The organism is Enterobacter sp. EGD-HP1, from assembly GCF_000733275.2.
In the GTDB taxonomy this organism is placed as follows: domain Bacteria; phylum Pseudomonadota; class Gammaproteobacteria; order Enterobacterales; family Enterobacteriaceae; genus Enterobacter.
In genome coordinates, this window is sequence record NZ_AVOP01000007.1 from 59,677 (window position 1) to 74,646 (window position 14,970).

Below are 14,970 nucleotides of genomic sequence, written 5' to 3' on the forward strand. Positions count from 1 at the left end.
TGTGCTGTTTCTCTGTTCTATCTTCCGTACTTGTGGTGACAATTTCCAGCCCGTCAGGGCCGGAAAGCTCTATCGATCAAACGGTTTTACAGAATGTGCGTCTGTACGTCCGGGTCTTTGCGGTCGAGATAGTGGATAGACTGGATGCGGCGAATGGTGCGTGATTTACCGCGGATCAGCAGCGTTTCGGTGGTGGCCATATTACCCTTGCGGGTGATGCCGTCCAGCAGATCGCCTTTGGTGATGCCGGTCGCCGAGAAGACAACGTTATCGCTACGCGCCATTTCGTCCAGAGCCAGCACTTTATTGGCCTCGATGCCCATCGCTTCGCAGCGTGCCAGCTCGTTTTCCCCGATACGGCGGTTCTCTTCGCTGTCGCCTTTCACCTCATGGCGGGGCAGCAGACGGGCCTGCATATCGCCATCCAGCGCGCGGATCACTGCCGCGGAGACCACACCTTCCGGCGCGCCGCCGATGCCGTACAGCACGTCCACTTCGCTATCCGGCATGCAGGTCAGGATTGAGGCGGCAACGTCACCGTCCGGAATGGCAAACACGCGCACGCCGAGTTTTTGCATCTGCGCGATGGTGGCGTCGTGGCGCGGTTTCGCCAGAATCGTCACGGTAAGTTCGCTAAGCGGTTTAGCCAGGGCTTTAGCGATGTTGCGCAGGTTCTCTTCCAGCGGCAGGCTAAGGTCGATTGCGCCCTTCGCGGCAGGACCGACAATCAGCTTTTCCATATACATGTCCGGCGCGTTGAGGAAGCAGCCCTTATCGCCCACGGCCAGCACCGCTAAGGCATTGGCCTGACCCATCGCCGTCATGCGGGTGCCTTCGATCGGGTCGACCGCGATATCCACGGCATCGCCTTTTCCGGTACCGACTTTTTCACCGATATAGAGCATCGGCGCTTCGTCGATCTCGCCTTCACCGATCACGATAGTGCCGTCGATGTTGACCTGGTTAAGGACAATGCGCATGGCATGGACGGCTGCGCCGTCTGCGGTATTTTTGTCGCCACGACCCAGCCATTTATAGCCGGCGAGGGCGGCAGCTTCGGTGACGCGGGAAAACTCGATAGCAAGTTCACGTTTCATGAGGTACTCGTGCAATCAAAAGGAATTGCACGAAGTTTATCACAGAGTGGAGAGGGGGTTTTAAGTCCCCTCTCCCCTTTGGGGAGAGGGTTAGGGTGAGGGGGGCTTACTCGTCGTGCTCTTCCCACGCCAGGGCGCGTTTCACCGCTTTCTTCCAGCCGCTGTAGCGGAAGTTACGCTCGGTGGTTTCGATACCAGGGCGGAATTCGCGTTCGATCACCGCTTTTTCCTGCAGCTCGTCCAGGTTCTGCCAGAAGCCTACCGCCAGACCGGCAAGGTACGCCGCGCCCAGCGCCGTCACTTCACGCACTTCAGGGCGCTCAACGCGGGTGCCCAGAATGTCGGACTGGAACTGCATCAGGAAGTTATTCGCTACCGCACCGCCGTCCACGCGCAGGGCGTGCAGACGAATGCCGGAGTCCGCCTGCATCGCCTCCAGCACGTCACGCGTCTGGTAGGCGATAGATTCCAGGGTGGCGCGAATGATGTGGTTAGAGTTCACACCGCGCGTCAGGCCGAAAATCGCGCCGCGGGCATACGGATCCCAGTACGGTGCGCCCAGACCGGTGAATGCAGGCACCACGTACACGCCGTTGGTGTCTTTCACTTTGGTCGCGAAGTACTCGGAGTCGAACGCATCGCTGATCAGCTTCATCTCGTCGCGCAGCCACTGGATAGACGCACCGGCCATGAACACCGCGCCTTCCAGCGCATAGTTCACTTCGCCGCGCGGGCCGCAGGCGATGGTGGTCAGCAGGCCGTTTTCTGATTTCACCGCTTTCTCGCCGGTGTTCATCAGCATAAAGCAGCCGGTGCCGTAGGTGTTCTTCGCCATCCCTTCCTTGACGCACAGCTGGCCGAACAGGGCCGCCTGCTGGTCACCGGCGATACCGGCGATAGGAATACGGGTGCCCCCTTTACCGCCGATGTTGGTCTGGCCGTACACTTCTGAAGACTTACGCACTTCAGGCAGCATCGCACGCGGAATATCCAGCGCGTCCAGCATCTTGTCATCCCACTCTAGGGTGTTGATGTTGAACAGCATGGTACGCGAGGCGTTGGTGTAGTCGGTGACGTGAACGCGTCCCTGAGTCATCTTCCAGATAAGCCAGGTATCGACGGTACCGAACAGCAGCTCGCCGCGTTTAGCACGCTCGCGTGAACCTTCCACGTGGTCGAGGATCCATTTCACTTTGGTGCCGGAGAAATACGGGTCAACCACCAGACCGGTAGCGCTGCGCACGTACTCTTCCATACCGTCGCGCTTCAGCTGTTCGCAGATCTCGGATGTACGGCGGCACTGCCAGACGATAGCGTTGTAAATGGGCTTACCGGTTTCGCGCTCCCAGACAACAGTGGTTTCACGCTGGTTGGTGATACCAATCGCGGCAATCTCGTCGGAACTGATATCGGCTTTCGCCAGCACTTCGACCAGCGTGGAGCTTTGTGACGCCCAAATCTCCATCGGGTCGTGTTCTACCCAGCCTGGACGAGGATAAATTTGCTCAAATTCGCGCTGTGACACGCTGACGATGTTCGCGTCATGATCCATTACGACAGCGCGGGAGCTGGTAGTGCCCTGGTCGAGCGCAACGATATATTTTTTTTCGGTCATGGTATGTGTCCCGTAGTCAGATTACAGCGAAGCTTTTTGTTGTGCGGTAGAAGTCGTTTCCTTCTCCTCTTCCACACAGGTGTCGCACGGTAAGTGGCGACCAATTAATTTGCGGTAGCTAAACGCACCCAGCGCAGCCCCGACAACCGGTGCAAACAGCGGTACCAGGAAGTAAGGAATGTCTTTGCCGCCGGTGAAGGCGACGTCGCCCCAGCCTGCGATAAAGGCGAAGGCTTTTGGTCCGATATCACGTGCCGGGTTCATCGCGAATCCGGTCAGCGGACCCATGGATGCGCCAATCACCGCAATCAGCAAACCAATCAGCAGAGGGGCCAGCGGGCCGCGCGGAATGCCGTTTCCGTCGTCGGTCAGCGCCAGGATAACGCCCATCAGAATAGCGGTAATCACCATTTCAACTGCGAACGCCTGCACAAAATTGATATGCGGGTTCGGATAGGTTGAGAAGATGCCAGCCAGATCCAGACTTTCGACACTGCCGCGCACCATATGATGCGTCTGTTCGAAGTCGATGAAAAGATTGTAATAAAGCCCGTAAACTAACGCCGCTGCGCAAAAGGCGCCGGCAAACTGAGAAATGATGAAAGGAACAACTTTGCGTCCATCGAAGCACGCGAACAGCCACAGCGCGATTGTCACCGCCGGGTTAAGATGTGCACCAGAAACCCCTGCAGTCAGGTAGATGGCCATCGCCACGCCCAGACCCCAGATGATACTGATTTCCCACTGACCAAAACTGGCACCTGCCACTTTCAGTGCAGCGACACAGCCCACTCCGAAGAATATCAACAACCCGGTACCAAGGAACTCGGCAATGCACTGGCCTTTTAAGGTTGATGTCTGACTCATAATCGGAATCCTGAAGAAATTGATGTTTATTGTTAGCATGGCCGCCCGTGACAGCCACGATGTCCTGTAGACATAGTGTTAATTTATCGTTAACGAGCAAAAACGAGAAATATCGAAATCAAAATGTGTGGTCTGCGTCAATAAAATGAGCGTTTTCGCGCCATAAAGCACATTTTTGCATCAGTACAAGAATGTGAGCTGAATCATTTCATTAACGAATCAGTTAACAATTTAGGGGTATATGACGCGAACGCACCAGGACCAGACCTAAAAGTGTTGCAAACCGCGATCTGCGCGGTGTGTCGCTGGACACAGAGCGCCGCGCTCCATACAATCGACGGTATATGTCGTGCGCGTTTATGTTAAAGCGTCGCCTTGCAATTCAGGAGAGGTAGCATCATGTCTTTAGAAGTGTTTGAGAAACTGGAATCGAAAGTACAGCAGGCGATTGACACCATCACCCTGCTGCAGATGGAAATTGAAGAACTGAAAGAGAAGAACAACAGCCTGGCGCAGGAAGTTCAGAACGCTCAGCACGGCCGCGAAGAGCTGGAGCGCGAAAACAACCATTTGCGCGAGCAGCAGAACGGCTGGCAGGATCGCCTGCAGGCGCTGCTGGGACGTATGGAAGAAGTTTAATTCCCATCGGGATGAACTGACCTGGCCGGGTAAGGCGAAGCCGCCACCCGGCTTTTTTTATGCAGGTTATAAAAAAGGCCGCCAACGGCGGCCTTAACGCTACTTGTCCTGCGCTGTCATAGCATAAGCAACGAACACATTGGGTTCATCACTCTTTACCACGAGTACGCTGGCGACAATGAACGCGATACATAAATAGCGTTTCATTATGCGGTCCCTGCAGCTAACCGCTCCACCGTTCACCACCGGTGATAAGTCGGTGGACACAAGCCCTGGTGTTAGCCTGTTTTACGGTTGTGAAGACACCTTTCCCTGGACCGATGCCCATTTGCGAGATGGCGGAAAGGGACGCTGCATCATAATAAGCAGCAACCGTGGTGTTAAGGAATTCATAAACAATTAGGATTTTATAAAGCTTCTGAGGGGTTGCCCAAGGGTTGGACGAGAGTATGATGAAGATCCCTGGTGTTAGCCTGCAAAACTCCCCAACGGACCGCGAATCTCGAGGGACAAAAAAACCGCCACATTGCTGTTGGCGGTTTTTTTATGGTTCACGCTTACGGTTTTACTACTCGATATCCAGCGGATCTTCGGAAAGGATAATGCCGGTATTATCGGCGTAGAGATGGTCCCCGGAGAAGAAGGTCACGCCGCCGAAGTTAACGCGCACGTCGCTTTCGCCGATGCCGTCGCCCGCCGCCCCTACCGGGATAGCCGCGATGGCCTGAATCCCGATATCCAGGTCTTCCAGATCGTCCACCTGACGCACGGAACCGTACACCACAAGGCCTTCCCACTCATTCTGGACGGCAATTCCCGCCAGTTCAGCATCAATCAATGCACGGCGCACGGAACCGCCGCCGTCGACCACAAGAACACGGCCGCGGCCATTCTGTTCGAGCAGATCGTAGAGCAACCCGTTGTCCTCGAAACATTTCACCGTGATGATTTGCCCGCCAAACGACGACCGCCCACCAAAGTTGGAGAACAGCGGTTCAACGACGTTGACATCTTCCTGGTAGATGTCACAAAGCTCGGAGGTATCGTATTTCATAGGTTTAACGCTCAGTTGCTGCGAATGTGTTCAGTATATCGTGCGAAATGCGTTGTTGGCAAAATCATCAATTGTTAATTGATATTTGTCAGCTAACTGAGCGTCTGGCTTAACACAATCCCGATGACGAACAACAGGTTAGTCAGCAGGGCGCCTTTTACCGTGCGTTCCAGCATTGGCGGCATGGCTGCCGGGCTGAGTTCACGCATCACAAAGCGGGCCTGCTTAATCAGCAGCGGCGCGGCAAGCACAAACAGCCAGCCCCACAAGCTCTGCAAGGAAATCAGGTTAAACAGCGCCAGGCAGACCAGCGCGCCAATGAGCAGGCAGGCATGATAGCGGCGCGCATTGACCGGTCCCAGACGAACCGCCAGGGTATTTTTGCCGTTCTCGCGATCGCTGTCGATGTCGCGCAGGTTGTTGATGTTGAGTACCGCCGTCGCCAGCAGACCGCAGGCGGTCGCGGGCAGGAACAGGGCAGGGATCACCGTGTGCGCCTGCAGGTACCAGCTCCCCATCACGCTCAGCCAGCCGAAGAATACCAGTACGGAGATATCTCCGAGCCCAATATAACCGTAAGGACGCGTGCCGACGGTGTAGGTGATGGCCGCGATAATGGCCAATAAACCCAGCACCAGGAAGCCGATGAAATCGCTGGTGGTTTTAGACGCCACCGTCACCAGCGCCAGGCCGGATACGCAGATCAGCACCACGGTGATAATCAGCGCGCGTTTCATCTGCGCCTGGGTAATCACCCCTTTCTGCATTCCGCGCAGCGGCCCGATGCGGTCCGGCTTGTCGCTGCCTTTTACCGCGTCGCCGTAGTCGTTGGCGAGATTGGAGAGAATTTGCAGCAGGCCCGCGGTAATCAACGCCAGCGCGGCGACCAGCGGATCGAAATAACCCTGCCACCAGGCAAGGGCGGTGCCGACGATAATCGCGGCAAAGGCCAGAGGAAGTGTTTTAGGGCGCAGACTTTCGAGCCACGCCTGCGTACGGCTGATGTCAGTCATAAGTATTTAGCCAATAAAAATGGGGGCATTAGCCCCCATTAAACGTGATGAGAATCCAGTAACCGCGATTATAGGATAAAACGGCTCAGATCTTCATCTGCCACTAACGCATCCAGATGTTTACTCACATATTCTGCGTCAATGGTAACGGTTTGACCGTTAAGGTCGCTCGCATCATAAGAGATATCTTCGACCAGGCGTTCCAGCACGGTATGCAGGCGACGCGCACCGATGTTCTCGGTGGTTTCGTTAACCTGCCAGGCAGCCTGGGCAATACGTTTGATACCGTCTTCGGTGAACTCGAGGTTCACGCCTTCGGTCGCCATCAGCGCTTTGTACTGAACGGTAGCAGAGGCGTTTGGCTCGGTCAGAATACGTTCGAAATCTTCGGTGGTCAGCGCCTGCAGCTCAACGCGGATAGGCAGACGCCCCTGCAGCTCAGGGATCAGATCCGATGGGCTGGCAACCTGGAACGCGCCTGAAGCGATAAACAGGATGTGGTCCGTTTTCACCATGCCGTGCTTGGTGGAGACGGTGCAGCCTTCAACCAGCGGCAGCAGGTCGCGCTGAACGCCTTCGCGGGACACGTCCGGACCGGAGCTGTTGCCGCCGCGCTTACAAATTTTGTCGATTTCGTCGATAAACACGATACCGTGCTGCTCAACCGCGTCGATAGCGTCCTGCTTCAGCTCTTCCGGGTTCACCAGCTTTGCCGCTTCTTCTTCAATCAGCAGCTTCATCGCGTCTTTAATTTTCAGCTTACGCGCTTTTTGCTTCTGGCCGCCCAGGTTCTGGAACATGGACTGGAGCTGGCTGGTCATCTCTTCCATGCCCGGAGGTGCCATGATTTCCACACCCATTGGCGCGGCAGCGAGATCGATCTCAATCTCTTTGTCGTCCAGCTGGCCTTCACGCAGCTTTTTGCGGAATGCCTGGCGCGCAGCGGACGGTTCCGCCTGCTGTTCTGCCTGGCCCCAGTTGTTTTTTGCCGGTGGGATCAGCACGTCGAGAATGCGCTCTTCGGCCATCTCTTCTGCACGGTAGCGGTTTTTCTCAATGGCCTGGACACGCACCATTTTGATCGCCGAGTCGGTCAGATCGCGGATGATGGAGTCCACTTCTTTACCCACATAGCCCACTTCGGTGAACTTGGTGGCTTCAACTTTGATGAACGGTGCGTTAGCCAGTTTGGCCAGACGACGGGCGATTTCGGTTTTACCGACGCCGGTTGGACCGATCATCAGAATGTTTTTCGGCGTCACTTCGTGGCGCAGCTCTTCGTCAAGCTGCATACGACGCCAGCGGTTACGCAGGGCAATAGCCACGGAACGCTTCGCGTTATCCTGGCCGATAATGTGTTTGTTCAGTTCGCTGACAATTTCGCGTGGGGTCATTTCAGACATGGGAGATCCTTACGCTTTGGAGGTCAATTCTTCGATGGTGTGGTTGTGGTTGGTATAAATGCAGATATCGCCTGCAATATCCAACGCCTTCACCGCGATATCACGCGCGTTCATGTCGGTATTTTCCAACAGCGCGCGGGCTGCAGCCTGGGCGTACGGGCCGCCAGAGCCGATGGCAATCAGGTCATTTTCCGGCTGAATCACGTCACCGTTACCGGTTATAATCAGCGAGGCGGTTTCATCGGCTACCGCCAGCAGCGCTTCGAGCTTGCGCAGCATGCGGTCGGTACGCCAGTCTTTTGCCAGCTCAACGGCGGCTTTCACCAGATGACCCTGGTGCATTTCCAGTTTGCGTTCAAACAGTTCAAACAGCGTGAAGGCGTCCGCCGTGCCGCCTGCAAAACCGGCGATCACTTTGTCGTTATAGAGACGACGCACTTTCTTCACGTTGCCTTTCATGACGGTATTACCCAGCGTGGCCTGGCCATCACCGGCGATTACCACATGGCCGTTACGGCGTACACTTACTATTGTTGTCACGAGCAGACCCCCTGGTTACAGAATCGGGAAACAGAAGCCCTGAGCCTGTGCTCAGGGCTGAATTAAATGATAGATGGGGGGGAATTTGGGGGTTTCAACCCCCGGAGGCGAGTCGAATGCAGTTTGTGTGACCGGCAATTTTCAAACGAGAAATGGTGCCATCGGCATTTTCTTTGCCTTTGACCGGACCAATCACCACGCGATTCCAGCCGTTATTGGTGGTAATACGCGAATCAAACCCTTCAAAGGCCAGCTGCGCGCGCACCGTTTCCGCCTGCTCGGCACCTTTGAACGAACCGCACTGCACCATCCAGCGGCGTTCGTCTTTTTTCTCCGCCGTCTGCTTCGGCGCTTCGGTCTCTTTGGTGACCGGCGCGGCCGGCTGCGTTTTCGGCTGCTGCGCGGTGGTATGTGCTGGCGTCTGGAGCAGATCCTGATACGGCTGGGCCGCCTGTTTTTGCGGCTGCGCTTTTGGCTGCTGCTGAACAGGCTGGGACTGCGCCGTACGCGTCTGCTGCTGGTATGGCTGTTCCGTTACCCGCGGCTGTGCTTTCGGCTGCTGCACCGGCTGGGTTTGCGCCCATTGCTGTTGTTGCTGCTGCTGGATCTGCTGTTGCGCCTGACGTCGCTGCAGCGTTTGCTGACGCTGCGCCGGCGTCTGCTCATTCCACGGCACTTCGTTCAGCTGCGTAGGCTGCTGGCGCATATCGGCCTGCATTTGTGCCAGCAGCTGACGCTGTTCATCCGTCAGCTGATTCGCATTCTGCACTTCACCACCCGCAGAAGGTTCGGTTGGCGCACGCACCCCAGGCTGACGGCTTTCCAGCTCTTTGATATAGCGCCAGCGCTCTTCAGGCTTCGGAGGAAGGCCATTTCCGGCAACTTTACTGGCCTGAAGCGCCTCAGACTCTTCTTTTTTATGGTGCGTGATAAAGTACAGGCCACCAATAAAGGCGACGACTACAGCCGCAGCAATAGCGACCATTGCTGGCGATACAGCAGGCAGGTTACGTTGCTTTTTCCTTGAGCTACTCTTTTTGCGTCGCGAAGGTGCCGGCTGGCCGCGACGTACATAATCTCGTTGTGCCACTATCGTTTCGCTGTATTTATTCGTTCGTCAGTCCGCCATGTTACTTAAGCGGCGGGGCTTTGACCAGATAAGGGTATCCGAAAGACGTTTACTTTAAGTCAATGCCTGGGTAGTGCCGCGAACAATCAGTTCGCAGTCCAGCAAACGTGAGCCGCTGCTAACTGTTTGACCGTGAAGCTGATCCAGCAGAAGCAGCATCGCTTCGCGGCCGATTTGGTAGCGCGGCTGAGCGACCGTTGAGAGCGGCGGGTCGCAAAATTCTGAAAGCGAAATATTATCGAATCCGACGATCGATAAATCTTTCGGTATCCGCAGGCCGCGGCGTTTGGCGTAGGATAATGCGCCCAGCGCCATCACGTCGCTGTGACAAAATACGGCGGTTGGCGGTTCAGGCAGATCCAGAAGTTTCTCCAGCGCTTGTCCACCCGCGGCGAAGGTAAAGTCACCGCGCGCAATGTAGTGCGGATCGACGGTGACGCCGGTACGGCGCAGCGCCTGAACGTAGCCCTGTAAGCGATAGTGGCACAGCGGCATCTCTTCCGGCCCGGCAATACAGCCAATGCGCTTATGCCCCAGCTCCTGGAGATAGTTTACGGCGTTGAACGCGGCGGTGAGGTTATCAATGTGGACCGTCGGCAGCTCCAGCTCTGGCGCAAACTCGTTGGCCATGACCATCGGCGGTAAATTACGCTGTTCTTCAATGCTGGCATCAAACGGCAGGCGAGAGCCAAGCAGCAGCATGCCGTCGATCTGCTTGGTGATAATGAGGTCGATGAAGGTTTTTTCCTGCTGGTTTTGGTGAGCACAATCGCCAATCAGCACCAGGTAACCCTGTTCCGCTGCGGTGACTTCAATACCGCGGATGATCTCGCTGAAGAAGGGATCACAGATGTCCGGCACAATCACCAGAATGGTGCGCGACTCATTGCGTTTAACGTTACGCCCCATCGCCTGTGGGAAATAGCCCACTTCAAGCGCAGCCTGCTCCACCCGGTTACGGGTCGCCTGGGAGACTTTGTCCGGGTTCATTAATGCGCGGGACACGGTTGCCGTTGAGACTTGTGCTTTCTCGGCAACGTCTTTCATGGTCGCTGTGGCAACCTCTTTCCTGGACTTCAACGTCTTCTCCTCGCCTGAACACCGAACTTCTGACATCACCATTTTTACAGATAGTTAATGGAATCGGTTACAGAATTTTCATAAAAAGTGTGAGGAGCGTTAAATTTTTCGATCCGTCTTCAGCCTTCGATGGGATCGACGTCCAGCACCCACTTCACTTTTCGCGCTTCCGGCAGGGTGTTGATGAGCGCCAGCGTGCCGCTGACGATATGCTGAAGACGAACCCGCGAGGGGTGCTGAAGTAAGATTTGCCAGCGGAAACGTCCGCCGCGTTTTGGTGCCAGCGCCGGCACCGGGCCCAAAATCCACAGCGGGTTATCCACCAGCGGGCTGGCCTGCAGGAGGTTTCTCAGCTGCTGCAGGAAAAGCGGCGCCTGCTGGTTGTTGTGATCTTCCGCGCGGATGATGACGTGGCTGGTCCACGGCGGCAGCTGCATGGTCTGGCGTTCGGCCAGCGCCTGCTCGGCAAAAGCGTCATAGCCTTTATGCAGCAGAGTTTGCAGCAGCGGGTGCTCAGGATGGTGCGTTTGCAACACCACTTCGCCCTGTTTACCGGCGCGACCGGCGCGCCCCGCCACCTGGGTATACAGCTGGGCGAAGCGCTCGGCGGAGCGGAAATCTGCCGAGAACAGTGCGCCGTCCACGTCCAGCAGGGCGACCAGCGTCACGTCCGGGAAGTGATGGCCTTTGGCCAGCATTTGGGTGCCAATCAGGATGCGCGCGCCACCGCGATGCACTTCCGCCAGCTGCTGTTCCAGCGCCCCTTTGCGGCTGGTGGTGTCCCGGTCGATACGCGAAATAGGCACGTCCGGGAAGAAAGGGCCAAGCGCCTGTTCCAGCTGTTCCGTTCCCAGACCCACCGGCACGATATGCGTGGAACCACATGACGGGCACTGGCGCGGCACCGGCCGCTGGCTGTCGCAGTGGTGACATCGCAAATGCCGCTGGGCCTGGTGGAAAGTGTAGTAGTGGTCGCAGCGCGGGCACTCGGCAATCCAGCCGCAGTCGTGGCACAGCAGGGCGGGCGCGAAGCCTCGTCGGTTGAGGAACAGAATGACCTGATTGCCCGCCTGCAAATGCTGGCGCATACGGGTGATCAATGCAGGCGCGAGCCCGGCCTGGACCTGCTGACCTTTCAGATCCAGCACGTGCTGAATGGCCGGACGGGCATTCCCCGCCCGACGCGTCAGGCGCAGCATATGGTATTTACGCTGGCGCACGTTGTGCAGCGTTTCGAGCGCAGGCGTGGCGGAGCCGAGAATAATAGGAATTTGCTCGCTGTGCGCGCGATAAACAGCCAGGTCGCGGGCGTGATAGCGCCAGCCTTCCTGCTGTTTATAGGAGCTGTCGTGTTCTTCGTCGATCACGATAACGCCAAGATTTTTAAACGGGGTAAACAGCGACGAGCGGGTGCCGATCACAATCGCCGCTTCACCGTTTTTCGCTTTCAGCCAGGCGCTTAGGCGCTCGCTGTCGTTCAGGCCGGAGTGCAGCACCTCAACCGGCGCGTTAAAGCGTTCGCGGAATCGGGCGATGGTTTGCGGCGTCAGGCCAATTTCTGGCACCATCACCAGCGCCTGTTTGCCCTGAGCGAGCACGTTTTCCAGCACGCTCAGGTAGACTTCGGTCTTGCCAGAACCCGTCACGCCCGCCAGCAGCCAGGCAGAGAAATGATCGGAGGCGCTATGAATCGCGCCCACGGCGGTGGCCTGCTCGGTATTCAGGCGCAGGCGATCCCCTGAAACGGAGAAACTCTCCCGCCAGTCGTAAAGAGCGGGTGCTTCGCTGGCCAGTTCGCTCAGCCCTTTCTTTCTTAAGGCCTGTAGCGCCGTTTCGCTGACCTCAAGCTCGTCGACCTGATGACGCCAGATTTTCCCCTGACGCAGCGCCGCCAGGGCCTGCTGCTGTTTCTGCGAGCGCTTGAGGCTGTTAATATCCACCGCCTGACCCTGCTCGGTAGCAAACCAGTACCACATCGGCGCGTGGCTGGCGCTCTTGCCCTGGCGCAGCATGATCGGCAGGGCGTGGAACAGCACGTCGCCAATCGGGTGATGATAATAATCTGCCGCCCACAGCAGCAGTCGCCAGGTGCTGGTGGAGTAAACCGGCTCGCTGTCCAGCACCTCAACGACCGACTTCAGTTCATTGAGCGGCAGTTCGCTTTGGTCGCTGACGGAGACAACAATACCCACGCGCTGCTGTTTGCCAAACGGCACGGTCACGCGACAGCCCGCTTTAGCGCTCATGCTGTCGGGCAGCAGGTAGTCAAAGGTGCGGGGAAGCGGAACGGGCAGGGCAACGTGAGCGACGGGCATCGAATCTTCCTGACTTGAAAAGTGGCGCGTTAGTATACACATTAGTGAAAGCGGCGTGCGGATCAGTTTGCATACGTTGGTCAAATTCTGTATGATTCGCCGCCTTTGGTGTATATTACGCCAGAGAAATTACATTCAACATCGCGTGGTGTCTGGCGTTAGGGCTGGAAGAGCGACGCGGCCTTAACTGAGGTTCTCCCATGAAAAAAGATATTCACCCGAAATACGAAATGATTACTGCAAACTGTTCTTGCGGTAACTCTATCCAGATCCGCTCCACCGTGGGTCACGATCTGAACCTGGACGTGTGCGGCAAATGCCACCCGTTCTACACTGGTAAGCAGCGTGATGTTGCAACCGGTGGCCGTGTTGACCGCTTCAACAAGCGTTTCAGCATCCCGGGCGCTAAATAAGTTTCCCGAAAAAAAGGCACCGCAAGGTGCCTTTTTTGTATCCGCTTCTCAGTATTCCCACGTATCCGGGTCAATACCCAGTTCACGCATGATCACCTTCGCCTCTTCCGGGATTTCATCACTGCGCTCTTTGCGCAGATCTTCATCGTTCGGCAACGGTTGACCGGTAAACGCATGCAGGAACGCTTCGCACAGCAGTTCGCTGTTGGTCGCGTGGCGCAGGTTGTTCACCTGACGACGCGTACGTTCATCGGTGAGGATCTTCAACACCTTCAGAGGAATAGAAACCGTAATTTTCTTTACTTGTTCACTCTTCTTACCGTGCTCAGCGTATGGGCTGATATATTCGCCGCTCCATTCAGCCATGAGATACCTTTAATCCTCTCAGTCATTTATCTAAAGGTGCAAAACCTGTAACCACCCGTTTTGAACCGCAATCTTGCCTAGTTTACCGTAGAGACGATACCGTGGCACGGATATTGCCGCTGCAGCGTGCACTAAAGCATATAATTTTAACGGCTATTTGCGCATTGCTCAATCTATACGCAAAGAAGTTTAGATGTCCAGATGTATTGACGTCCATACTTTCAATGTTTACTCTGGTGCCTGACTTTTCACCTCATTCGCCAGGAAGCCCTCACCATGACGCGTAAACAGGCCACTATTGCAGTGCGTAGCGGATTAAATGATGACGAGCAGTACGGCTGCGTTGTCCCGCCGATTCATCTTTCCAGTACCTACAATTTCACCGGATTTAATGAACCCCGCGCGCATGATTATTCGCGTCGTGGCAACCCTACGCGTGACGTGACGCAGCGTGCGCTGGCCGAGCTGGAAGGTGGCGCAGGTGCAGTATTAACCAATACGGGGATGTCAGCCATTCACCTGGTGACCACGGTGTTCCTGAAACCAGGTGACCTGCTGGTTGCGCCGCACGATTGCTACGGCGGCAGCTATCGTCTGTTCGATAGCCTGGCAAAACGCGGCTGCTATCGCGTGCTGTTTGTCGATCAAAACGACGAACAGGCGCTGAAGCAGGCGCTGGCAGAGAAGCCAAAGCTGGTTCTGGTGGAAAGTCCAAGCAATCCATTGTTGCGCGTTGTCGATATTGCGAAAATTTGTCAGCTCGCAAGGGATGCGGGAGCGATAAGTGTAGTGGATAATACGTTCCTCAGTCCGGCCCTTCAGAACCCACTCGCACTGGGTGCCGATCTGGTATTGCATTCATGCACTAAATATCTGAACGGCCATTCTGATGTGGTAGCAGGCGTGGTGATTGCCAAAGATCCCGACGTTGTCACCGAACTGGCATGGTGGGCCAATAATATTGGCGTCACCGCGGGTGCCTTCGACAGCTATCTGCTGTTGCGCGGCATTCGCACGCTGTCGCCGCGCATGGACGTGGCGCAGCGCAATGCCCAGGCGATCGTCGATTTCCTGAAAAACCAGCCGCTGGTGAAGAAGCTGTATCACCCGTCGCTACCGGAAAACCAGGGGCACGAGATTGCCGCGCGCCAGCAGAAAGGGTTTGGCGCGATGTTAAGTTTTGAACTGGACGGTGACGAGCAAACGCTGCGTCGCTTCCTGAGCGGGCTGTCATTGTTTACGCTGGCGGAGTCTTTAGGTGGGGTTGAAAGCTTGATCTCCCACGCCGCGACCATGACGCACGCAGGTATGGCACCGGAAGCACGTGCCGCCGCCGGGATTTCTGAGACGCTGCTGCGGATCTCAACCGGTATTGAAGATTCTGAAGATTTAATTGCCGATCTGGAAAATGCCTTCCGGATCGCAGCCAAGGGGTAATC

At 56.2% G+C, this 14,970-nt stretch carries 14 protein-coding genes; 3 read left to right on the plus strand and 11 right to left on the minus strand.

The features are described from left to right. Window positions 1-86: 86 nt before the first annotated feature. The 3 genes from glpX to N037_RS07275 form a co-directional block, all read right to left on the minus strand. On the minus strand, window positions 87-1,097 hold the full coding sequence (gene glpX / locus N037_RS07265) for a class II fructose-bisphosphatase (RefSeq protein ID WP_032639959.1): 1,011 nt from the start codon (window positions 1,095-1,097) through the stop codon (window positions 87-89). 106 nt (window positions 1,098-1,203) lie between these two features. After that, on the minus strand, window positions 1,204-2,712 hold the full coding sequence (gene glpK / locus N037_RS07270) for a glycerol kinase GlpK (RefSeq protein ID WP_023333857.1): 1,509 nt from the start codon (window positions 2,710-2,712) through the stop codon (window positions 1,204-1,206). A 21-nt stretch (window positions 2,713-2,733) separates the two neighbouring features. Next, window positions 2,734-3,579, minus strand: a complete 846-nt coding sequence (locus tag N037_RS07275) for an MIP/aquaporin family protein (RefSeq protein ID WP_032639961.1) — start codon at window positions 3,577-3,579, stop codon at window positions 2,734-2,736. 399 nt (window positions 3,580-3,978) lie between these two features. Between N037_RS07275 and zapB the strand changes: the two genes are divergently transcribed. Next, a complete protein-coding gene (gene zapB / locus N037_RS07280; protein WP_032639963.1) occupies window positions 3,979-4,218 on the plus strand; it encodes a septal ring assembly protein ZapB in 240 nt (79 codons plus the stop codon). A 568-nt stretch (window positions 4,219-4,786) separates the two neighbouring features. On the opposite strand, the gene rraA is transcribed toward zapB, so the two are convergent. From rraA to priA, 7 genes are all read right to left on the minus strand, one after another. Further along, a complete protein-coding gene (gene rraA / locus N037_RS07285) occupies window positions 4,787-5,272 on the minus strand; it encodes a ribonuclease E activity regulator RraA (protein ID WP_023333856.1) in 486 nt (161 codons plus the stop codon). Window positions 5,273-5,364: 92 nt separating this feature from the next. Next, complete coding sequence (gene menA, locus N037_RS07290) at window positions 5,365-6,285, minus strand: 1,4-dihydroxy-2-naphthoate polyprenyltransferase (protein WP_032639965.1); 921 nt, start codon at window positions 6,283-6,285, stop codon at window positions 5,365-5,367. Window positions 6,286-6,353: 68 nt separating this feature from the next. Further along, entirely contained in the window at window positions 6,354-7,688 is a 1,335-nt protein-coding gene (gene hslU, locus N037_RS07295) for an HslU--HslV peptidase ATPase subunit (RefSeq protein WP_023309685.1), read from the minus strand. 9 nt (window positions 7,689-7,697) lie between these two features. Then, window positions 7,698-8,228, minus strand: a complete 531-nt coding sequence (gene hslV, locus N037_RS07300) for an ATP-dependent protease subunit HslV (protein ID WP_008501802.1) — start codon at window positions 8,226-8,228, stop codon at window positions 7,698-7,700. A 94-nt stretch (window positions 8,229-8,322) separates the two neighbouring features. Continuing rightward, on the minus strand, window positions 8,323-9,318 hold the full coding sequence (gene ftsN, locus N037_RS07305) for a cell division protein FtsN (RefSeq protein ID WP_032639966.1): 996 nt from the start codon (window positions 9,316-9,318) through the stop codon (window positions 8,323-8,325). Between the two features lie 93 nt (window positions 9,319-9,411). Next, window positions 9,412-10,437 (minus strand): DNA-binding transcriptional regulator CytR, encoded by a 1,026-nt coding sequence (gene cytR / locus N037_RS07310; RefSeq protein WP_023333853.1) that lies wholly within the window; start codon window positions 10,435-10,437, stop codon window positions 9,412-9,414. Between the two features lie 119 nt (window positions 10,438-10,556). Further along, window positions 10,557-12,752: a primosomal protein N' gene (priA, locus tag N037_RS07315; protein WP_032639968.1), complete on the minus strand. Its 2,196-nt coding sequence runs from the start codon at window positions 12,750-12,752 to the stop codon at window positions 10,557-10,559. A gap of 200 nt (window positions 12,753-12,952) precedes the next feature. Between priA and rpmE the strand changes: the two genes are divergently transcribed. Beyond that, window positions 12,953-13,165: a 50S ribosomal protein L31 gene (gene rpmE, locus N037_RS07320; protein WP_003862040.1), complete on the plus strand. Its 213-nt coding sequence runs from the start codon at window positions 12,953-12,955 to the stop codon at window positions 13,163-13,165. 48 nt (window positions 13,166-13,213) lie between these two features. Here the strand turns inward: rpmE and metJ are convergent, their stop codons facing one another. Continuing rightward, a complete protein-coding gene (gene metJ / locus N037_RS07325) occupies window positions 13,214-13,531 on the minus strand; it encodes a met regulon transcriptional regulator MetJ (protein WP_007369220.1) in 318 nt (105 codons plus the stop codon). 276 nt (window positions 13,532-13,807) lie between these two features. Here metJ and metB point away from each other — a divergent pair, with 276 nt between their 5' ends. Beyond that, window positions 13,808-14,968 (plus strand): cystathionine gamma-synthase, encoded by a 1,161-nt coding sequence (gene metB, locus N037_RS07330; RefSeq protein ID WP_023333851.1) that lies wholly within the window; start codon window positions 13,808-13,810, stop codon window positions 14,966-14,968. Window positions 14,969-14,970: the final 2 nt, after the last annotated feature.